Source organism: Streptomyces sp. NPDC057854 (assembly GCF_042797055.1).
Lineage (GTDB): Bacteria > Actinomycetota > Actinomycetes > Streptomycetales > Streptomycetaceae > Streptomyces.
On the sequence record NZ_JBHVMF010000020.1, the window covers coordinates 51082 to 70947 of the forward strand.

Genomic DNA, 19866 nt, shown 5'->3' on the forward strand with positions numbered 1-19866 from the left:
GTCACGCCCCGGCGACCCGATCCGTCAGTCCCATGAAAGCCGACAACGAACCACCGAACCAACGACCACCGAACCCACCAAGGAGCCCCACATGAACCCCCGCCTCAACCTCTTCACCAGCCCCGTCGCCGGCAAGGTCGTCAAGCACCTCGCCTCGGCCGGCTTCGCGATCCCGGACACCGTGCTGCCGCACAGCACCCAGGAACTGGTGAAGATCCGCGCGAGCCAGGTCAACGGCTGCGGCTTCTGCCTCGACATGCACACCAAGGACGCCGCGGCGGCCGGCGAGACCGCCCTCCGCCTCCACCTCGTCGCCGCCTGGCGCGAGGCCACGGTCTTCACGGACGCCGAGCGCGCGGCCCTCGAACTCACCGAGCAGGGCACCCGCCTCGCGGACCACCACACCGGCGTGACCGACGAGGCGTGGGAGAACGCGGCGAAGCACTACGACGAGGAGCAGCTCGCCGCGCTGGTCTCCCTCATCGCGATCATCAACGCCTTCAACCGCATGAACGTCATGACCCAGCAGCCGGCCGGCTCCTACGTCCCGGGCCAGTTCGCCTGACCGGTCAGTCCCTCCGGATGTGCTCGGGATCCACGTGCCTCCGCACCACCGGTACGGAGGCCACCCCGGCCACCACGAGCACCCCGACCGCACTCCCGAGCAGCAGCGGCAACCCGGCCCAGTCCCAGTGCACGGCCCCGCCCCCGGTGATCAGGTAACTGGACTCGGCCAGCCACCCCGCGACCACGGCCCCACCCAGCCCCACCGCCAACGGCACCACCACCTGCACCACCTGCACCCCCCGCAAGGTCCCGCCCCGAGCCCCCAACAACCCCAGCGCAGCCACCTGCCCGCGCCGCTCCAGCCCCCGGTCCACCACCGACACCACGAACGCCGCGACCCCCACCACCAGCCCGAGCACCAACCCGACGACCAGCAGACTCCGCACGACCTCGAGCTGCGCCAGCGCCTCGGCATTGATGCCGACCGCGTCCACCTCGGCGGTGGGCACCACGGCCCCGATCCCGTCGAGCACCCGCCGCACGGTGTCCTCGTCGGCGGCGGACACCAGCGTCAGCGTGCCGGCCGAGGCGGTCAGCCCCCGGGGCAGCCGGTGCGGCGGAACGAGCAGAGCACCGGACATGATCACGGAGGGCTGGTACGCGCGGACGTCGACCCGGTCCTCGGGCACGGTCAGGACGGTGTTCCTGCCGCCGTCCCCGACGGCGAACGCGAACCGTTCGCCCGGCTGGGGGTCGCTCTCGAAGGAGGCGTTGGTGTCGCGCAGTCGCATGACGCGGTCGGGACGGCACCCCCGCACCGACTCCGCCGTCGCGGCCAGCTGCTCGCAGGTCGCGGCGACGACGGTGAGGGAGGGCTCGAAGGCGGGGTCGGGGGACTGGACCGAGCTGTACGTGACGAAGGACGTCCGCACGCCCGGCACGGCGGCCAGCTCCTTCCGCTGGGCCGGACTCACGGAGGCCAGACCGACGGCGTACTCCTGGAGCGGTGCGGTGCGCCGGCTGACCTGGTCGAGTTCGACGAGCACCCCCTGCGTGAGCGACGCCCCGAAGACCAGCAGCACCAGTCCGGTGACGACCCTCAGCGACGATCCCGGATCCACCTCCGCGCGCCGCATGCCCAGCGCGACCGGCAGCGAGGTGGACACCTCGGCCAGCCGGCGGGCGAGCCATGCGGTGATCGGTGCCAGACCGAGGACGAGTCCGGCCCCGGTCAGCAGGACCGCGGCGGGGATGAGGACGGAACTCGCGGATCCTCCGGAGGGATCGCGGCCCAGCAGGCTCATCGCGCAGTAGCCGCTGATCACCCCCAGCCCCGGAACCAGCAGCAGCGTCCCCCATGTCCGCGGCGGCCTGCGTTCGGCCGTCCGGCGCACGGCGATCGGCGAGAGCGCCGCCCGCCGCCCGCTGTACAGGCCCACGACCCAGGCGAGCGCCGGACAGCCGAGCAGGCACACGGCCACGGTCGTCCACTCCGGCCGCCCGTCCGCCGGGTACCACCGCAGCCCGGGCAGCCCGACGGCCGCCATGACCTCGTTGGCCCCGAGGTATCCCGCGAGCCCGAGCAGCGCGCCGAGGAACGCCGCCGCGACGCTCTCCCCGGCGTTGACCCGCACCGTGTCTTTCGCGCTGAGACCTACCAACCGCAGTGCCGCCAGGCGTCGCGCCCGCGACTCGCCGGACAGCCTGGCGCAGACGGACAGGAAGATCACGAGAGGCAGCAGCACGATGCAGCCGAGGGTGAACCGCAGGATGTCCAGCGTTTCCGGGTCGATCAGTTCGTCGAGGACGGCCGGGGCGCCGACCCGGCCGAGCGGGCGGGGGTCGGTCAGCCGGTCGGCCGTGGTGCCGATGTAGGCGTAGAGCTCGTCGGGGCCACCCAGGCCCTCCGGCGCGATGACGTCCGTGACCTTGCCCGGCACGAGTCCGGCGACGCCCGGGTTCGCGGCCAGGAGGTCCCGCAGCCTCGGTGAGACGACGGCCTCACCGGGCCGCGGGAACTCCTTGATCCCGGGAGGGAGCTCCGCCGGGCCCGCTCCGGTGCGGGCGAAGAAGGTCCGCCGCAGCGGACGCGAGCCGTACGGGTCCGAGAACTCCTGGTACAGCACGTCGCCGTGCTTGGCCGGGTACAGCTCCCGCGCCTGGGTGCGGGCGTCGTGCGCGCCGATGATCGTGGGGATGGTCAGGACGGCGGCGAGGCAGGCGACGCCCACCGCGGAACCGCAGGTCATCAGGAGGAAACGGGCCCGTCCCCGGCGCCCGCCGCGCCACACGAGGCGCAATCCGAGCAGGAACGGGTTCACACGGTCACCCGCTGCGTGAGGACGCCGTCCGTCATCGTGTACTGGGAGTCGGCGCGGCCGGCGACGTCGGAGTCGTGCGTCACGATGACGACCGCCGTCTGCTGGCTCCGCGCGAGGGCCAGGAACTCCTCCAGCACGGCGGAGGCGTTGGCGGTGTCGAGCGCCCCCGTCGGCTCGTCGGCGAAGACCACGTCCGGCTGGTGGACGAGCGCCCGCGCCACGGCCACCCGCTGGGCCTGCCCGCCCGAGAGTCCGGAGGCCCTGCGGCGCAGGAAGTCGCCCATGCCCAGTCGTTGCAGAACACGTGCTCCGGCGGCGTGCGCCCGGTCTTTCGGCACGCCGGCCAGGCGCAGCGGGAGAGCGGCGTTCTCCTCGGCGGTCAGTTCGCCGAGCAGTTCCCCGTACTGGAAGACGAACCCGATCCGCTCCCGGCGCAGGGCACTCAGCTCCGCGTCCGGAAGGGAGGCGAGGGGGATGCCTTCGAAGGTCACCGAGCCCTTCGAAGGCGGCAGGACGCCGGCGAGGCAGTAGAGCAGGGACGACTTCCCCGAACCGCTGCTGCCGGTGATCGCGGCCACTTCGCCGCGGGCGAGAGTGAAGTCGACACCGCTGAGCGCGCGCTGCTCGCCGTAGAAGAACTCCAGGCCCTCGGCACGGAGGACGGCATCCATCAGGGGGCTCCTTCCCACAGAAAGGGGGAGCCGCGGTCGCGGCTCCCCAGGGGCGTACGGGACGGTCAGCGCCGGCGGAACTCTCGGAGGTGCGAGCAGTTGTCCGGGCGCAGCGAGCCGCGGTCGCGGCAGGCCTGGATCCGCGCGTGCCGGGTCTCGAGCGCCGCGCCGTCGAAGAACACCTGGTCGACGTGGACCGTCTTCTTCTGGACGCCCTTGACCCGCGTCCAGTCGTACGCCTCCACCCTCGCCCGGAGGTACACGTTGTGGCCGTCGCCCTTGTCGGTGTCCTTCAGGTCGCCCCTGACGTGGAAGCCGCCCTTGTGCACGAACTTGGCCTCCCACTTGTAGTTCCCCGCGAAGGCGACCCCGCGCGAGGTCATCTGGAGCCCCTTCCAGGAGTCCGCCACCGCCACCCCCGCCCCGCCGAAGAACAGCCCCGCGACGGCCGCTGCGGTGAGCGACTTCCTCAACTTCCCCATGGGTTACCCCTGTGTGCTTGGTGAGCCGACTGGTCGTCACAGAACGTAGCGCCTCCGCTACGGGGCACATGCCGCAGGAACGTCGCATCGGTCCGATAACCGCTCGATCCGGCGACCGGAACGTCGAAGGAGAATCTTGTCCGGCGCCCTGGACCGCCTCGAAAGCCCAGGTCGGAAGGGGTCCTCGAACAGGAAGGCGTCCACATGGGGACTAAATATCCGATCATCGACACCCCGGGCCCTTCACGGAGTGGACGCCCGGCGCCGGGAAACGTCGCAGGGCCCCACCGCGAACGGTGGGGCCCTTCGACAACGTGCCCGGTGAGGCACTGGCGGAGGATACGAGATTCGAACTCGTGAGGGGTTGCCCCCAACACGCTTTCCAAATGTTCGTATGGGGGTCCGGCGGGGGCCGTGGGCGTCCTGACCTGCGGCGGAGCGTTCGGGGTGACCTCGTGCGGACGGGCCCGGACGGGGGCGAATGAGACCAGAACTGAGACCAGAACTGAGACCGGGACTGCTGCCTGTCCCTGCCGGCGTGAACTCGGCGAGCTGTTCCTGTTAACCGACTCTATCTAGGGCGCTGAGCTGGAAACATCCTGCTGCTCCGCAGCCGCGGTGAGCGGTTCGGCCTTGCCTTCAGGCCGGCAGCCATAGGTCGCCTTGAACACCCTTTGCAGATACGGAAGATGGTGTTGACTGTCTGCCAGGTAGCCGATCACACGGGGTGAGAGAGGTCGGGAGGCAGTAGTGGAGCAGGTCGGGGGCGGAGAGGGTGCTCTCCGGAAACCGTCTCATGTCAGCAATGAGCTCTCCGGGCAGGTAGATGGGCCTGCTGTCCAGGCAAGGGACATTCACGGCGACGTGAACATCACGATGACAGGACCACCGTCAGTAACCGAGGTTACTGACGAGGCCCTCGCTGAGGAGTTGCGCAGAGCATCGCAGATCTGGAGGGCCCGGTTCGCCAGTGTCGACTTGGTCAACCTGCCAAGGATGGCGATGCTCGCGCAGACCAACGCGGTGGCGACCGCAGCAAGAAGAGCCGGACTCGACGGCACGAGGCCATTTGCCGGGCAGGGGATGGCGCCTGGAGAGTTCGTCCGGATCGTTCGCCCGTTGTTCGAGACGTGGGACGCGGAGGCGGTGACGCTCAGCGAAGGCACGGCAGCGAAGGTGCATCGTGGCCTTCTGGTCTCTTTTGAAGGCGCTATGCGCTGCAACAACCCGCCCGAGCCTCCGCTCAAAGAACCGACTGGAGTGCTGACCAAGGATCCTTACCTTGCCTTCTCTATTGGGGCGAGGAGGGTGGTCGTCACCTTTGACCCACGTTGGCTAACGACGGCGACGGCGACTACGACGCTCCATGAAGCTGCTCAGGAGCCGCTGGTCTTCTCAGGTATCGGCACTGTGGCATCGGTATCGGAAGGAGGGAGGATTCGAATCTCCGCGCTTGCGTTCGGGCAGCCAGAAACTCTGGCACAGGCTCAGTTGGAGTACGCAAAGCAGTCTCTTGTTCCGGAGCCGCCCGGGTTGACGTGGATGGACTTCCGTAACGAACTGTCAAAGTCGGAGCTCTCGCAGCTCCATTTGGGTCAATCCCGAGAAAGGGAAACTGTGAGCCGCAAGAGTATCGCTCTACTGTTTGATGAGGATGAGGTACTGCCTGGGCAGATCGACCGAGACGTGTTGACGCAGGTCTCGCGGGTTGTCCCCGAGTATCGGCGTGATCTGGGTGTGGCCGTCGCGAGTCTGCTCTTCAACGACAACGGGGTTGCGGTTGCTGACCTCGCTGCTCATTTCCTAGCCCGGGAACCCGCACTCTGGAAGACCCTCACGGTTCCTGGGCTTACCACTCTGATCAAGTCCATCAACATCGCTGTCTCTACCGTTTCTGGGCTCAGCGAGGAGCAGGCGGCGGACCTAGACGCGGCGATGCGTGAAACGGTTTCCAGCTATCTCGGTTGTGTTGAGGTGGATAGAAACCTTCCCCTGCATGATCAGCTGTTGCCGCCGTATGACGATTATCATGTTGCCGGTGCGGAATTGCGGTTGGTTTATAGCGCGGCAAGGCGGCTTCAGGATGAGGCTAATGGCGAGGACCTCGAAGAACCGTTGAATGAATGGCGGGAGAGGGGGCTGTTTCGCACCGTGGCATGGGAAGAGGATCTGGAACAGTCTGCAGCCGAGGAAAGGGATGCATCGATGCTGATCCAGGCTTGGCTAAATTCGCAGTCTGAATGATTCCCTCGGAGTGATCGATCAGGAGCACTCTGCTGTAGCGGGGGCGTGTGTCGGAGTTTAGATTCAGGGCCGAGTGAAGCTGACGCGATTACGACATCGGCTTCAAGAAACGGACAAGTAGTGCCACGTACATGGCACTCTAACCAATGTGCACCGCCAAATCTCCCGGTCGTCTGGCCTGCGACCGGGACGCTGCGAGTTTGCCGAACCCCTGCCGATCAGTCCCTGTTGGGTGAGCCTGTGGTGCGTGTCATGTTGAAGGTGAGGCTTGAGAAGTCCCGCCCTTGAAGCACCGGACCGTTCTGGGTGCCGCCGCTGATGCTGTTGTGGACATCGCCACTAGATGAGCTGGGCTGTGCTCGCTGCCACCACTCCTCGAGCAGTACGCGGAACTCTCCATCCAGGGCCGCTCGTACGCCGAGGGCAGTGGCCAGTGCCTGTGCGCGCATTGGGTCGACAGGGTCTCCCTCCAGCGCGGCGACTTCCAGTTCGCCGGAGCTGACCTGCGGTGTCCCGTCTTCTTGCGTTCCCTGTGCCGCGGCTCGCCCGAACGGGCGCCGCACCAGCGCGGTAAGTCCTTGCCACGCCTGACGTCCGGCTTCGCCGCCGAGCCCGCCGGCCAGCGCGGCGAGGGCCGCTGCGGTGATCGGGTCCATGCTGGGGACTCCCTCGTTTGGTAACGGATCCCACCTTAAGTTGGCCTTACGGCCTCCCGAAGCGGTTCCGGCATATCCAGGTCCGCACGGGCCTGGACTGATGTAAGTGAGACCAGAATTGAGCCGGGAGGTGGCCCTCAGGGTGAATCGAGGCTCACGCTGAGGCAGTCGTTTGAGTCCACCGCCATGCCAGTCGGAGTGGTGACGATGATGCCGTATTCGGTCCCGGCCAGTGCTCTCGCGGCGGTGCAGTGTTGGCCGGCATCGCCGCCGGTGAACTCGATCTGAATCGAGTCGCGGCGGTCAGCTCGGTTCGCTTCTTCGGGGTTGCCGGGCTGGATGTACGCCGCTTTCACGTCTTGGAGGTGCCTGACCCATGCGGGCACCCCAGCTCCATAGCTGGGGGCCACGGATGGAGTGGCGTCACCGGCGCCAGGGTCTGCCGTCGCTGTTGGCGCTGCCTCCGAAGAGGGAGCGGATGCTTCCACCGTCGGTGATGTCTGTGGGGCTGCCGATGCGGGCTCGCTGCTGTCGGTGTCGAAGAGCCCGTAGGTCACCGCCAGGGCGAGTACACCGGCTACTCCGACACCGAAGATCAGTCCGGTCCGGGAGGGCCTCGGCGGGGCGGGGGACGTTAGGGGTGACAGCCTCCCTGGAGGGACGGAGAGCTCGCTTCCCGTGTTGAGCATGCGTATCTCGACGTCGCCGTCGGCTGTGTAGCCGGTGACGTTGGCGCGGTTCCCCAGGTACAGAACGATCGAGCCGATCGGGAAGCTCTGCGTCGCGGGCGTCAAAGCGGAATCCTTCGGTGAAGAGGGTGACTGCCTGGGGGAGATGCTGGCGCGCGTCTCGCGACGCTGCGGTCGGTGCGAGCACGTGACTGGGCTATTGGACTGCTTGGACGGCTGCTGCCGTGAGCACCATTCGGCCAACTGTCACGGAGAGCTGTCCTGGCTGGGGAACCCCAGCAAGCGCTGCCATTCAGCGCCTGTTTTTTGCATTGGCTGGGCGAGGGTGTGAAACGAGCTGGCTGAATAGGCACATGGAGATTGGTGAGCACTGGGCCTACCGAGCGAGGCCGAAGGAGCTGGGCGGCCCGGTTCGTCGGGTCGAGGTCGTACGAGTAGGCGGTCGTGGCCGGGCTGATTGGCTCCACGTGCGGTTCCTCGACGGTGACGACGCCGGACTGCAGGAGTGGGTCGACACGACTTGCCTCGTGGCGCGCTGGGAGGAGGTCGAGGCGTTTCGTGCGGACGACGCGAGCGAGCTCGCTCTCGCCGAGGCGTCGCGGCATGTGCGGGGGAGTGCCGACTTCGAGGCCGCACGGTTGATCCTCGGGTTCGTCCGCCCGAAGAGCAAGCTGCGGCTGAGGCGCAGTGTCGCGGACGCAGGGATCCTGGAGATGGGCGGTCTCGACGGCAGCGCTCCCCTTGTCGGGATGGATCCGGCGGAGCTGAGAGGCGACCCGATGGTCTACGAGAACCGCCACGGCAGGTGTCTGGCAGGGTGGCCGGTCACCGAGCGCATCGCGCGCCTCGTGGCCGGCCGTCTCGCCGAGGACATCCTTCCGGAGGTGGACCGCCGGCAGCAGGCCATCGATCAGGAGCGCACGCAGTCCTCCTGGTACTCCTACAGCCGCCGGGACGACCGCAAGCTGGACGCGGAAGCGGCCGTCCTGCGGACCGTCCGGGAGTGGTGTGGTCAGGACAAGGCCGAGCGTTACGACGAGCTGGTCGCCCTGCGCGAGGAGGTTGTCCGGCTCGGGAAGCTCGTGGAGAAGTCGGTGAAGGCCCTACGTGACCGTGGGCACGGCGTCATCGCCTCCACCATTGAGCGCGACCTTGGGGTCCATATCTCCAGCCTTGGTCCAGACGTTCGTCGATGAAGCCGCGCCACCGCTCCGGCTCCTGCTTGGGCGGTTCGGCCTCCGCCTTGGGCTCTTCCTGCTTCGGGGGCTTCTCCTTCTCCGGCCGCTGCGGGTGCCAGCCGTCGAGGAAGGGCCGTAGCTGGTCGTCCGTGGGTTCCGCGTGGAGGCTGTGGCCGGTCAGGCTCCTGCCAGCCACGGTCGGGTCGAGCCGGTCAGCCTCCGTCTTCCCCCACGCTGACCACTCGCGAAGTCGCTCGGCTTCGTGGGCGTCGTCCGAGGTGGAGGCGGCCTCGTCGAGCGCGGCGCAGAAGGCCCGCATTTCCCCTGCGGCCCGCCATTGCGCCAGGGCGGTGCCGAACCGGTCGACCCGTACGGCGTCCACTGCCTTGATCGTCGCCACGCTGACCGCCGCTCCCCATTCTCGCCGCGTGCGCTCCTTCTTCTCTGCCTTCCGCCGGCGGTGCTCCTCTTCTTCCTGGGCCTCTCGCAGGCGGCGTTCCTCCTCCTGCCGCTCCCGCTCCTCACGCTGACGCTGTTGTTCCGCCTCCCGCGCCAGCCGGGCCTGCTCCTCTTCCTCCGCGCGGGCCTTCAGTGCTCGGAGGACGGCGTCGATCTGGTCCTCCAACGGCTTCTTGGCGGTGTCGGACCATTCCTTCGTCCAGCCGTGGCCGTAGCCGTAGCTGTACCCCGATTGCTGGGCCACCTGCAGCTCCAGCTCGCCGGACGGTTCGAGCCGGTAGGCCGGGGTGACCCGCTGCCATTCGTACGTCCGCCGGCCCGGCTGCGTGGGCACGTACCGGACCTGCTTCTGCCGTTCCTTGAAGCTGATCTCGTACGTCCTGCCGTGGACTGTGAGCAGTGGCCTTACCTGCCTGCGCTTCTTCGACACCGCGATATCGCCGTGCCGCGCCAGAGCCTGCTCGGCGAGGAGCCGAAGGAGGGTAAGCACCCGTGGGAGTACCTCGTCCGAGATCTCGAAGGCGCTGTGGTCCGCGGTGACCGCAGCGATCACGTCCTCGACGTCGGTGATCACACGGCCGCGCGCCAGGCGGATCCGGTTCCACTCGGTGTCGTCCTCGCCCGTTACCCGCAGCAGTCCGAGGAAGAAGTCTCCCTTTGCCCGCCCGCTGTACTTCAGGTGGAAGCCGTCCGGGGCACACTGCCGCGCGGCGTCGAACGCCCGGCGATAGCGGGCCCGCTCTTCAGCATTGGGATCGGGGATTCGAAGGAATCGGCCGGCCTTCTGCACCTCCGCGATCAAGGCCGCGCCGACTTCCGCCGGTGACTGGCGTGGCGGCTTCGCAGGGCGCGCTGGCGCCGGCTTTGCCTCAGCAGGCGGGGGCGTCACCCGCTGACGGGGAGGTGCCGTGGTCTCCGGCTTCGACTTGGCGGCTGCCGGTCGTTGCTTGCGCGGGGATGGCTCGGGCCGGTCCGGGTGGTGGCCGTGTTCCAGGTAGAAGCGACCGTCATCGGTGATCTCCGCCTGCCACCTCCCACCGTGCTTGGGCATGGTGATGAGACCCCGACTCTTGAGAGCACGGGCGGTGACGGCGAGTTCCGGGCTCCCGGAGGTAACGGGATCCGTTCCCGCTTCGATCCGGGTGAGCATGGCTAACTGTCGATCGTTGAGCGGCGACCATCGGTACATGGTGACCGTCGTACCGGCCCCACCGAGCGCTCACAAGCGGAACGCTGACATTCCCACCCTCGCCTGTCTGAGTCAGGTGTCGAGCAGCATCTCCACCGCTGTCGCGGGAATCGCGCAGCGGAACCCGGTGTCGTCGTCGAGCATCTCCGTGGAGGCGTCGTTGAAGACGGCGGGGGTGGCGCGTGCGAAGGGGCTGGTCCAGGCGCCGGCCTTGAGCTCGTAGCGGCCAGGCTCGGAGCGGGTCGAGCACCATTCCCAGGTGTTGCCGCAGAGGTCGTAGACGCCGTACGGGGAGACTCCGCTGTGGTAGCGGCTTACCGGGGTCGTGGAGCCGATGCCGCTCTCACGGGAGTTGCACTTGGCTGGGGTGGCGTTGTTGCCCCATGGGTATGCATCGCCGCGCGTGCCACGGGCCGCCTTCTCCCACTGCTGGGCGGTCGGCAGTTCCTTCCCCGCCCACGCCGCGTACGCCGAGGCGTCGTGCCAGGTCACGAAGACCACCGGGTGATCGAGGATGGCCTCCGGGCACTTGCCGCGGTGCCAGTGCTGGGGCGGCTCGTGGCCGGTGGCGGCCACGAACCGCGCGTAGTCGTTGTTGGTGACCGGGAAGACGTCGATGTAGAAGGACGGGAGCCAAACGGGCTCGTTCTTCTCGCCGCACAGGAACGTGCCGGCCTCGACAAAGGCCATCTTCTTGCCGTCGCGAGGATGGCGGACCTGGTGCTGCTGAGGCTGGGGCCCTGGGCTTGGGGTTTCCTGCGTGGGAAGCACCGTGCCCAGCGAGCGGGCGAGGCTCGCGAACCGCTCGTGGACGTCGGGGGCGGAGCCGGCGAGAAGTGTGTCCAGAGCCGCTTGGTTCACCTGCCTGAGCCGGATCGTGTCCTTGCGCGATTCCCACTTGGACACCATGCGATCGCTGACACCGAGGCGTGCCGCGAACTCCTCCGTACTCATCCGCGATGCCTCGCGTAAGGCCCGGACCTCCAGTCCGGACCATCGCTCAACTGTCGCCACCCCAGGACTCCTTGTTGCTGGACGGTCCTGTCCAGCCTAGCCAGTGGGAGCCCGGCTTCGGAGCGTTACAACAAGTCGCCCTCGATCTCCATGTACTCCTTGCGGAGCGTGTCGATGATCGCGTGGGATTCGGGCAGCTCGATTCCGTCGATCGCGCTGACGGCGCGGACGCCGATCGCCGCGTTGGTCGCGAAAGCGGCCCGCATGTTCGTCAGGTCGTCCAGGCGGACCGAGCGGGTTTCGTGGTCATGGGCGTCCTTCAGCAGGTCCATGGTCACACCGACGAGGCAGTCGGCGTTCGGCCAGATCACGCGGCTTCCGTCGAAGAAGCCGACGTTCCAGGTGCCTCCCTCCGAGATCACGTGCTCCTGGTCGACGAAGAGGGCGTCGTCGAATCCGTTCAGCTGTGCCTGACGGCGGTGGTGCAGGGTCGCGAAGAGGCCGACGCTCTTGACGCTCGGTACGTCGCGTACGTAGGTCGTGGACTGCACCTTGAGCGGCGGCAGAGGGAGGGCGCCCGCCGGCCGGGAGGTCACCAGGATGTGCGGGTCGTCGGCCTTGTCCGGGTGGCCGAGGTCGAGGCTGGGGTCGAAGACGGTGACGCGGACCGTGGTGGATCCGGTGGAGGGAGCGGCACGCCTGGCCAGCTCGCGTACGCGCTGCGGGTCGAGGTCGGTGCCGAAGAGCGTTCGGCAGTCGCGCTGAAGTCGCTCCATGTGCAGGGACAGGCCGCGTACGCGCCCGTCGTCCACTCGCATGGACGTGAAGTGGCCGTAGTTGGTCAGGGCCAGGTTCTGAAGCTGGGCCGGCTCGACCGGTTCTCCGTTGAGTTCTGCCATGCGGCCAGCGTGCCACCTGGTTCACGCCTCTCAGTCATGAACGGCCTGGTAGGGCGCCTAAGTTCGGTGAAAGTTCGGTCCTGGGGCGGTGGGAGGACGTTCCGACGGGGCGGCCCAGACAGCAGCCTTGTGGTGTGAACACGAGCCCCCGCCGCCTCCTCGCTGGCGCCGGGGAGGACAGCTCCGTCTCCGGCTGGTACGCCACCTTCGCGATCTTCAGAAGAAGGCGATCACGGCCGGGGCCACCAACGTCCGATCTGCTTCGGAACAGCTCCGAACAGTCACAGCACGAGTGGGAGCAATGCGGATGAGAACCGACTCTCGAACGTCTCGGGCGACATCGACGCCGATCCCCATGCAGCCGACCCTCCGCTGCATCGAGGAGCCCGGAGGACGAGCCGCCGCTCCCGGTCCCCGCCCCGACACGCGTCGCCACAACCTCGTCGTGGTCGGCTTCGACGAGATCGTCGCCAACAAGTACCTGCCTTGCATCAAGGACGCCATCGAGGCCGGCCACGTGGACTCGTACTCCGTCATCGACCTGGCGTCGGAGCGGCCGACGATCGAGGAGCGCATCCAGGGCGTCGACTTGAAGCCCCGGGAGGTCGTCTACCTCCCGGAGTCGGGCCGTGGCGTGACCGCGCAGCAGACGCAGCCCGAGCTGATCGGAGCGGCATTACGGCGCCTCCGCCTGCCCGAGCTGTCGACGAAGGTGTACATCGCGACCGAGGTGCGGGCGCACGAGGCGTACCTGCGCTACTGCGTCGAGAACGGGATCGATTCCCTGGTGGAGAAGCCGGTCCTGGCGCCCATGGCAGATGGCCGGTTCGCGCCGACCCGCATCACCGAGGTCATGCGGGAGCTGATCGCTCAAGCCGGCCGTACGGGCGCCAAGCACTCCGTGATGACGCTCAGCCGGTACCACCGCATCTACAACGGGGAGGTGCTGCGCTCGCTCGAAGCGCGGGTACGGGACTGGCAGGCCCCCGTCACCTCGTTCCACCTGCGCGCCGCCGGCGGTGTGTGGAACCTCCAGCACGAGTACGAGACGCGGGACGATCACCCTTACCGGTACGGCTACGGGATGATGATGCACGGCGCCTACCACTACGTGGACCTCGCTGTGCAGTGCCTGTCCCTCAACAAGCTTGTGTTTCCCGACCGCCGCTTCCGGCTTGAAGTCAGCTCCTTCGGAGCCTTCCCGGCCGACCAGCATCTCCGAATCCCGAAGCCGGCCGCCAGCCGGTTCGAGGACGGGCACCCCCGCTGGCCGCACTCCGCGATCCTGGAGAGCGCCTTCGGCGAGACGGACATCACCGCCATGTTCCGCCTGGTAGACGTCGAGTCGGAGCGGACCCTGACCATCGGGACGCTGTCCTTCGAGCAGACGACGCCGTCCGTCCGCAGCTGGCGTGACCTCCCGGACGACGTCTACAACAAGAACGGCCGCACCTCCAGCGTCGACCTCGAAGCGCAGCTGTCGACCCTCTACTCCGCGCACGTCCACTGCTACGACGTGCCCCGCGGGCAGAACGCGGACAGGATCGACGCCTTCGCCCGGCTGACCACGAGGGCGAACGCCTCGCTGCTGCCAGAAGAGCAGTACACATCGGTCAGGACGTTCGACGGACTGTTCCACAGCGACAGCAATCGGCAGCTCATGGAGAACTGGCTGCGGGGGACCGAGAACAGGAGCTCGCTCGCCGCGCACTTGCTGCCGATGCAGGTCACCGAAGCGCTTGCGAGCTCCCTGCTCACGCCCGGCCGGCCCGTCGAGATCGCCGACTTCTAGATGCCTCCCCTCGCTCGTCCCTCCAGCCCCAGGTGGTGCCCCTTGCCTGTACAGCACTCGAAGGCGTCCCTCCACGCCTTCTACGCGGATGCGTTACGGAACGGCCGAAGCACCGGAGAGGAGCTGCGTGCACCCGTCTCGGCACGGTTTCGTGCCCTGCTGACTTCCCTCCCTGCCGACATCCCGCGTCGCGCTCTGGACCTCGGGTACGGCGCCGGGGCCTACACCATCGCCCTGGCGAAGGCCGGCTTCACCGTCGTCGCGGTGGACCAGGCCCCGGCCGAACCGCTGCTCCGGCGCCTCTCGCCGCACGAGAACCTGGCGGAGCGCGTCGCGGTGGTGGAGTCCCTCATCGAGCAGTACGTGGTCGAGGAGGACTTCGGCCTGCTCGTCGCCAAGGACGTGCTCCACTACCTGTCCCAGCGCGACGTCGAAGCCTTGCTCACCCAGGCCGTACAGAGCTCCCGATCGGTCAACGTGCACTACCTGGAGGTCTTCACCGGGATCTCCCGTACGGACGCCCAGGGCGGTCAGATCCACATCGAGGGCGAGGCCCGCTACACGCCGGAGACCCTCAGCCGCGCGGTGGAGCGGATCTACGAGGGCTGGGACGTGACCGTGAGCTGGGACGACCACGCTGAGCAGGACACGCGCTCGGGGCGCACCTACTTCGAAGCGACTCGTGCGACCGTCACCGCGGTGCGGAGGTGCCGCGCTTCGGCCAGCACCGCGACCACGAAGGGACGGGAAGCCTCGTGACGACCACGGGTCATGGAGGCATCAGCTTCGTCATCCCCTGCCACAACGCCGGCGACTACCTCATCGAGGCGGTGGAGTCGGTCGTAGAGCAGCCGCTTCGGCGACCGTACGAGGTGGTGATCGTGGACGACGGGTCGGACGACGACACGACCCGGAAGGCCATCGACACCTGCGCCGAGCTGCCCGGCGTACGCGTCGTCCGACTCGAACAGCGCCAGGGGCACCACGCGGCCAGGAACGCTGGCCTGGCAGCCGCGAGGCTGGAGTACGTGATGCAGGTGGATGCCGATGACCGGCTGGCCACCGAGCCGTTCCTCCTGGCGGCTGGGTCCTACCCGGACAGGGCGGTGGAGATCCTCGAATCCGACCCCGACACCGCGTTCGTGCACACGATGTCGTGGATGTTCGGTGCCTTCGAGGGCTTCACCATCTCCTCGTACCCCTGTCGCGAGGACCTCGTGGTGCGCAAGCATCACGTCCCGACGTCGATCGTCTGCCGCAGGGCTGACGCCCTGGAATGCGGCCTGTACGACCCGAGGGTGCTCAAGTGGGGAGACTGGGCCTTCGCCGTCAATCTGCTGGCCAGTCGGTTCAGGCGAGGCGCGGCCAACAACATCCACTGCGTCGCCGGCCCCTTCTACGAGTACCGGGTGCACTCGCGAGTCGACCGAGTGTCCGACGCGGAGGTCTCGGAGCTCGACATGACTCGTCTCGTCGTGGAGGAGAACCTGGACTTCTTCCGGGACCGGCTGGAGAGAAACGACAGCGCTGCCGAGATCGCCCTCGACGTGCTGGAGCAGAAGCCGTCACGCCTCGACGACCTTCTGTACATGGCGCAGTTCGATCTCCACCAGGCCCAGATCGTCGCGCAACAGCGCGAGTTCTCTCTGTCGAGCCCGTACGAGGCACTGGGGATTCCCTAGGACCAGAGCCGAAGGCCGAAGAGCCCGAAGAGGGCCCAGACCGTCTGGTCTGGGCCCCCTTCGGGCATGCTCCGGGCGCCTACTGCTGCGGCAGCTTGTCCAGCTGGGCCTGGATGCGGGCGATGTCCTCGTCCGCCTTGGCAAGACGGCCCTTGATCTTGTCCACGACGTTGTCGGGGGCCTTCGCCAGGAACGCCTCGTTGCCGAGCTTGCCCTCGGCCTGAGCCTTCTCCTTCTCGGCGGCGGCCAGGTCCTTGGCGAGGCGCTTGCGCTCGGCGGCCACGTCGATCGTGCCCGACAGGTCGAGCGCGACAGTGGCGCCGACGACCGGCAGGGAGGCGGTGGCCGAGAAGCCCTCGCCCTCCGGCTGGAGGCGCAGCACCTGGCGGATGGCACCCTCGTGCGGCGCGAGCGCCGTGCCGGCCAGCTCCAGGCGGGCCGGGACCTTCTGGCCGGGCTGGAGGCCCTGGTCGGAGCGGAAGCGGCGGACCTCGGTGACGACCCGCTGGACCAGCTCGATCTCCTTCTCCGCGGCCTCGTCGCGGAAACCGGAGTCCTTCGGCCACTCGGCGATGACGACCGACTCGCGGCCCGTCAGCGTGGTCCACAGGGTGTCCGTGACGAACGGGACGATCGGGTGCAGCAGTCGCAGGGTGACGTCGAGGACCTCACCCAGGACGCGCGCCGAGACCTTGGCCTGCTCGCCGCCCTCGAAGAACGTCGTCTTCGACAGCTCGACGTACCAGTCGAAGACCTCGTCCCACGCGAAGTGGTAGAGCGCATCGGCGAGCTTCGCGAACTGGTAGTCGTCGTAGTAGGCGTCCGCCTCGGCGACGACCTTGTTCAGGCGGGACAGGATCCAGCGGTCGGTCGCCGACATCGCGGAGGCGTCCGGCAGCGGGCCCTCGACCGTCGCGCCGTTCATCATCGCGAAGCGGGTCGCGTTCCAGATCTTGTTGGCGAAGTTCCGGGACGCCTGGACCCAGTCCTCGCCGATTGGGACGTCGACGCCCGGGTTGGCGCCCTTGGCCAGGGTGAAGCGCAGGGCGTCGGAGCCGTACTTGTCCATCCAGTCCAGCGGGTTGACCGTGTTCCCGAACGACTTCGACATCTTCTTGCCGAACTCGTCGCGGACCATGCCGTGGAAGGCGATCGTGTGGAACGGCGGCTGGCCGTCCATCGCGTACAGGCCGAACATCATCATCCGGGCGACCCAGAAGAACATCAGGTCGTAGCCGGTGACCAGGACGGAGTTCGGGTAGAACTTCTCCAGGTCCGGCGTCCGCTCCGGCCAGCCGAGCGTGGAGAACGGCCACAGGCCGGACGAGAACCACGTGTCGAGGACGTCGGTGTCCTGCGTCCAGCCCTCGCCCGTGGGCGCCTCGTCGTCGGGGCCGACGCAGACCAGCTCGCCGTTCGGGCCGTGCCAGACGGGGATGCGGTGGCCCCACCACAGCTGGCGAGAGATGCACCAGTCGTTGAGGTTGTCGACCCAGTCGAAGTAGCGCTGCGACATGTCGGCCGGGTGGATGTTGACCCGGCCGTCGCGGACCGCGTCACCGGCGGCCTTGGCGAGGGTCTCGACCTTGACCCACCACTGCATCGACAGACGCGGCTCCAGCGTCGTCTTGCAGCGCGAGCAGTGGCCCACGGAGTGGACGTACGGGCGCTTCTCGGCGACGATCCGGCCCTCGGCGCGCAGGGCGGCGACGATCGCGGAGCGGGCCTCGAAGCGGTCCAGGCCCTGGAAGGGGCCGTGGGTGGTGATGACGCCGCGCTCGTCGAGGACCTCGATGGATTCGAGGTTGTGGCGCTGGCCGATGGCGAAGTCGTTCGGGTCGTGGGCCGGGGTCACCTTGACGGCGCCGGTGCCGAACTCCGGGTCGACGTGCGTGTCGGCGACCACCGGGATCGTGCGGTCGGTCAGCGGCAGCTTGATCTGCTTGCCGATGAGGTGGGCGTAGCGCTCGTCGTCGGGGTGGACGGCGACGGCGGTGTCGCCGAGCATCGTCTCGGCGCGGGTCGTGGCGACGACGATGGTGTCGTCACCCTCGCCGTACTTCATGGAGACGAGCTCGCCGTCGTCGTCCTGGTAGTCGACCTCGATGTCGGAGATGGCCGTCAGACAGCGCGGGCACCAGTTGATGATGCGCTCGGCGCGATAGATCAGGCCGTCGTCGAACATCTTCTTGAAGACGGTCTGGACGGCCCGGGACAGGCCCTCGTCCATGGTGAAGCGGTCCCGGCTCCAGGCCAGGCCCTCGCCGAGGCGGCGCATCTGGCCGGCGATCTGGCCGCCGGACTCGGCCTTCCACTCCCAGACGCGCTCGACGAAGGCTTCGCGGCCCAGGTCGTGGCGGGACTTGCCCTCCTTGGCGAGCTCGCGCTCGACGACGTTCTGGGTCGCGATGCCGGCGTGGTCCATGCCCGGCTGCCACAGCGTCTCGAAGCCCTGCATGCGCTTGCGGCGAGTGAGGGCGTCGATCAGCGTGTGCTCGAAGGCGTGGCCCAGGTGGAGCGAGCCGGTGACGTTGGGCGGCGGGATGACGATGGTGTACGCCGGCTTCTCGCTCTTCGCGTCCGCCTCGAAGTACCCGCGCTCTACCCAGCGCTCGTACAGCGGCCCCTCTACCTCGGCCGGCGTGTACTGGGTCGGCAGTTCGGTGGTGGGCGCTGTCTGCTGCTGAGTGTTGTCGGTCACGACGGCCATTCTAAGGGCGTGCCCCGGCTACTCTCGCCTGGCTTTTGCTGGCGTCACCGGGGCCCGATTACTCGCTTTACCGCCTCCGGCAGGTGATTCACTGTCGAACGGGGAACGCATTGTCGAGCGGTGGCACCAGGAGCTTGCCCGACTCCATGGCCTGCTGGACATCGTGGATGGTCACATAGCGTCCCTGCTGGATGACGGGAGTGATCGTCTCGACGCTGCCCACCTCGGAGAGGAAGAAGATCGTCCACGGGTACGTGGTCCGATCCTCGCTTTCCCTCGTGCGCGTGATCTCCACGGTCTCGGGAGTCGTGGCCCGGGTTCCGGGAAGCTCTTGCTTGACGGTCTCGACGGCCGTGACCTCGAATACGCGACCGCCGCCGCCAGGGGTGTACATGACCAGAAGTCGTGGCCGGGCCAGGCTCAGGTGGTTGCTGGTCGCGGGGCACATGTAGATGCCGTGGTCCCGCAGCTCGGCGAAGGCCAGCTCGTTGCCCGGAACGACGACCGCGTGGTCGTGCAGTGCGCGGAACCAGTCCATGGCCACCGACTTCTCCCAGATGGGCTTGCCCTGGTGCTGATGGGTCGGTTCGGCCAGGAGGCCACGGCTGGCCATCTTCGCGACGCTCTTCGGCTCCCGCTTGGCGAGACCGCCGAAATCGGCCCGGTTCAAGATCTCCGGCAGCTCGGGGCGTACTGGCATGTGGCTGTTCCTGTTCAGGTGTGATGTCGTGCGAGCTTTGTGGGGGCGATTCGGCCCGTACGTTAGTCGGTTGCCGTGTGAGTGTGCTCGGTCCCAGGAACGGCGCTATTCGCATGTTCGATCGGGCAGCTGCGCAACTGGGCTATCGCTGCCGGAAGGACTCTGCCCGCGGCTACCGACTCTCGCGGTCTGACTTGTGCGAGGCCGTCCGGTGGACGACGGGGCGCGGCCGGTGGTGGGGAGCACTCCCGACCACCGGCCGTCGGTTTCTTGTGGCTGGGGCCGTGCCTCTGCTGCGCTCAGTCCTGGTGTCGGCGGAGGCTGCTGGCGCCCGCAGCGACGACGGTCTCCAGTCGGCCGTACTCGAGCATGTCCTCGTGGGTCATGAAGGGGATGAGGGCTTCACGGTGCGGGATGACGTACTTGAACAGAAGCTCGGCCATTTCGTGCGCGGCTGCCTGGGCCTCAGCTTCAGCCTCGGGGTTGTGGACATGGACGCCGGCGGCCTGGAGCTCTTCGAGGGTGGCGTCATCGGCGAGGGCCTGTTCCTCGTCGGTGAAAGGGCGTCCGTCGAGGTGGCGGAAGGTGCGGGTGCCCGGCGGGCGGTTGAAGTTCGTGTCGAACAGCAGGGCCATGATGTGGGGGCGGATTTCGGGCTGGGGCATACGGATTCTCCTTGAAGGGGCGGGTTGGGTGCCGGCGTGTTCTATGTTGCGGAGAATTCCCGGTTTAC

General features: G+C 67.9%; 17 protein-coding genes. 6 read left to right on the plus strand and 11 right to left on the minus strand.

Features of this window, described 5'->3' with window-relative positions; translation table 11 throughout:
* The first annotated feature begins 91 nt into the window (after nucleotides 1-91).
* On the plus strand, nucleotides 92-565 hold the full coding sequence (locus tag ACFVQZ_RS26300) for a carboxymuconolactone decarboxylase family protein (protein ID WP_383626585.1): 474 nt from the start codon (nucleotides 92-94) through the stop codon (nucleotides 563-565).
* 4 nt (nucleotides 566-569) lie between these two features.
* Here the strand turns inward: ACFVQZ_RS26300 and ACFVQZ_RS26305 are convergent, their stop codons facing one another.
* From ACFVQZ_RS26305 to ACFVQZ_RS26315, 3 genes are all read right to left on the minus strand, one after another.
* Complete coding sequence (locus ACFVQZ_RS26305) at nucleotides 570-2756, minus strand: FtsX-like permease family protein (protein WP_383626588.1); 2187 nt, start codon at nucleotides 2754-2756, stop codon at nucleotides 570-572.
* Nucleotides 2757-2824: 68 nt separating this feature from the next.
* Nucleotides 2825-3499, minus strand: coding sequence for an ABC transporter ATP-binding protein (locus tag ACFVQZ_RS26310; RefSeq protein WP_383626591.1), 675 nt, complete (start codon nucleotides 3497-3499; stop codon nucleotides 2825-2827).
* Between the two features lie 65 nt (nucleotides 3500-3564).
* Nucleotides 3565-3981: a hypothetical protein gene (locus ACFVQZ_RS26315; RefSeq protein ID WP_030496523.1), complete on the minus strand. Its 417-nt coding sequence runs from the start codon at nucleotides 3979-3981 to the stop codon at nucleotides 3565-3567.
* Between the two features lie 996 nt (nucleotides 3982-4977).
* Here ACFVQZ_RS26315 and ACFVQZ_RS26320 point away from each other — a divergent pair.
* Nucleotides 4978-6225 (plus strand): hypothetical protein, encoded by a 1248-nt coding sequence (locus ACFVQZ_RS26320; protein ID WP_383626594.1) that lies wholly within the window; start codon nucleotides 4978-4980, stop codon nucleotides 6223-6225.
* A gap of 218 nt (nucleotides 6226-6443) precedes the next feature.
* Here the strand turns inward: ACFVQZ_RS26320 and ACFVQZ_RS26325 are convergent, their stop codons facing one another.
* Nucleotides 6444-6881 (minus strand): hypothetical protein, encoded by a 438-nt coding sequence (locus ACFVQZ_RS26325; protein WP_031128419.1) that lies wholly within the window; start codon nucleotides 6879-6881, stop codon nucleotides 6444-6446.
* Between the two features lie 137 nt (nucleotides 6882-7018).
* Entirely contained in the window at nucleotides 7019-7675 is a 657-nt protein-coding gene (locus ACFVQZ_RS26330; protein ID WP_383626597.1) for a hypothetical protein, read from the minus strand.
* Between the two features lie 248 nt (nucleotides 7676-7923).
* On the opposite strand from ACFVQZ_RS26330, the gene ACFVQZ_RS26335 reads away from it, so the two are divergent.
* Nucleotides 7924-8766 (plus strand): PE-PGRS family protein, encoded by an 843-nt coding sequence (locus ACFVQZ_RS26335; RefSeq protein WP_383626600.1) that lies wholly within the window; start codon nucleotides 7924-7926, stop codon nucleotides 8764-8766.
* On the opposite strand, the gene ACFVQZ_RS26340 is transcribed toward ACFVQZ_RS26335, so the two are convergent.
* The 3 genes from ACFVQZ_RS26340 to ACFVQZ_RS26350 all read right to left on the minus strand — a co-directional run bounded on the left by ACFVQZ_RS26340 (nucleotide 8696) and on the right by ACFVQZ_RS26350 (nucleotide 12249).
* Nucleotides 8696-10396 (minus strand): PE-PGRS family protein, encoded by a 1701-nt coding sequence (locus tag ACFVQZ_RS26340; protein ID WP_383626603.1) that lies wholly within the window; start codon nucleotides 10394-10396, stop codon nucleotides 8696-8698. The two genes, ACFVQZ_RS26335 and ACFVQZ_RS26340, sit on opposite strands and share 71 nt — an antisense overlap.
* Before the next feature lie 72 nt (nucleotides 10397-10468).
* Nucleotides 10469-11410 (minus strand): SUMF1/EgtB/PvdO family nonheme iron enzyme, encoded by a 942-nt coding sequence (locus tag ACFVQZ_RS26345; RefSeq protein WP_383626606.1) that lies wholly within the window; start codon nucleotides 11408-11410, stop codon nucleotides 10469-10471.
* 65 nt (nucleotides 11411-11475) lie between these two features.
* Entirely contained in the window at nucleotides 11476-12249 is a 774-nt protein-coding gene (locus ACFVQZ_RS26350; RefSeq protein ID WP_383626609.1) for an aminotransferase class IV family protein, read from the minus strand.
* Between the two features lie 355 nt (nucleotides 12250-12604).
* On the opposite strand from ACFVQZ_RS26350, the gene ACFVQZ_RS26355 reads away from it, so the two are divergent.
* Genes ACFVQZ_RS26355 through ACFVQZ_RS26365 form a run of 3 tightly spaced genes read left to right on the plus strand, consistent with a single transcriptional unit; the run spans nucleotide 12605 to nucleotide 15723 of the window.
* Nucleotides 12605-14041, plus strand: a complete 1437-nt coding sequence (locus tag ACFVQZ_RS26355; protein WP_383626612.1) for a hypothetical protein — start codon at nucleotides 12605-12607, stop codon at nucleotides 14039-14041.
* A gap of 42 nt (nucleotides 14042-14083) precedes the next feature.
* Complete coding sequence (locus tag ACFVQZ_RS26360) at nucleotides 14084-14800, plus strand: class I SAM-dependent methyltransferase (protein WP_383626615.1); 717 nt, start codon at nucleotides 14084-14086, stop codon at nucleotides 14798-14800.
* The gene (locus ACFVQZ_RS26365) at nucleotides 14797-15723 is read left to right on the plus strand and encodes a glycosyltransferase family 2 protein (RefSeq protein ID WP_383626618.1); all 927 of its coding nucleotides are present in this window, start codon (nucleotides 14797-14799) and stop codon (nucleotides 15721-15723) included. The genes ACFVQZ_RS26360 and ACFVQZ_RS26365 overlap by 4 nt, the downstream gene beginning before the upstream one ends.
* 79 nt (nucleotides 15724-15802) lie before the next feature.
* On the opposite strand, the gene ACFVQZ_RS26370 is transcribed toward ACFVQZ_RS26365, so the two are convergent.
* The 3 genes from ACFVQZ_RS26370 to ACFVQZ_RS26380 form a co-directional block, all read right to left on the minus strand.
* A complete protein-coding gene (locus tag ACFVQZ_RS26370) occupies nucleotides 15803-18424 on the minus strand; it encodes a valine--tRNA ligase (RefSeq protein ID WP_383626621.1) in 2622 nt (873 codons plus the stop codon).
* Between the two features lie 97 nt (nucleotides 18425-18521).
* Nucleotides 18522-19133, minus strand: coding sequence for a hypothetical protein (locus ACFVQZ_RS26375; RefSeq protein WP_383626623.1), 612 nt, complete (start codon nucleotides 19131-19133; stop codon nucleotides 18522-18524).
* Nucleotides 19134-19432: 299 nt separating this feature from the next.
* Nucleotides 19433-19798, minus strand: coding sequence for a hypothetical protein (locus ACFVQZ_RS26380; protein ID WP_383626626.1), 366 nt, complete (start codon nucleotides 19796-19798; stop codon nucleotides 19433-19435).
* Nucleotides 19799-19866 lie beyond the last annotated feature (68 nt).

Excerpts from the sequence above, each read along its gene's own strand:
- ACFVQZ_RS26300 (WP_383626585.1), top strand. The coding sequence starts at position 92 with ATGAACCCCCGCCTCAACCTCTTCACCAGCCCCGTCGCCGGCAAGGTC.
- ACFVQZ_RS26305 (WP_383626588.1), bottom strand. The coding sequence starts at position 2,756 with ATGACCTGCGGTTCCGCGGTGGGCGTCGCCTGCCTCGCCGCCGTCCTG.
- ACFVQZ_RS26310 (WP_383626591.1), bottom strand. The coding sequence starts at position 3,499 with ATGGATGCCGTCCTCCGTGCCGAGGGCCTGGAGTTCTTCTACGGCGAG.
- ACFVQZ_RS26315 (WP_030496523.1), bottom strand. The coding sequence starts at position 3,981 with ATGGGGAAGTTGAGGAAGTCGCTCACCGCAGCGGCCGTCGCGGGGCTG.
- ACFVQZ_RS26320 (WP_383626594.1), top strand. The coding sequence starts at position 4,978 with ATGGCGATGCTCGCGCAGACCAACGCGGTGGCGACCGCAGCAAGAAGA.
- ACFVQZ_RS26325 (WP_031128419.1), bottom strand. The coding sequence starts at position 6,881 with ATGGACCCGATCACCGCAGCGGCCCTCGCCGCGCTGGCCGGCGGGCTC.
- ACFVQZ_RS26335 (WP_383626600.1), top strand. The coding sequence starts at position 7,924 with ATGGAGATTGGTGAGCACTGGGCCTACCGAGCGAGGCCGAAGGAGCTG.
- ACFVQZ_RS26340 (WP_383626603.1), bottom strand. The coding sequence starts at position 10,396 with ATGTACCGATGGTCGCCGCTCAACGATCGACAGTTAGCCATGCTCACC.
- ACFVQZ_RS26350 (WP_383626609.1), bottom strand. The coding sequence starts at position 12,249 with ATGGCAGAACTCAACGGAGAACCGGTCGAGCCGGCCCAGCTTCAGAAC.
- ACFVQZ_RS26355 (WP_383626612.1), top strand. The coding sequence starts at position 12,605 with ATGCAGCCGACCCTCCGCTGCATCGAGGAGCCCGGAGGACGAGCCGCC.
- ACFVQZ_RS26375 (WP_383626623.1), bottom strand. The coding sequence starts at position 19,133 with ATGCCAGTACGCCCCGAGCTGCCGGAGATCTTGAACCGGGCCGATTTC.
- ACFVQZ_RS26380 (WP_383626626.1), bottom strand. The coding sequence starts at position 19,798 with ATGCCCCAGCCCGAAATCCGCCCCCACATCATGGCCCTGCTGTTCGAC.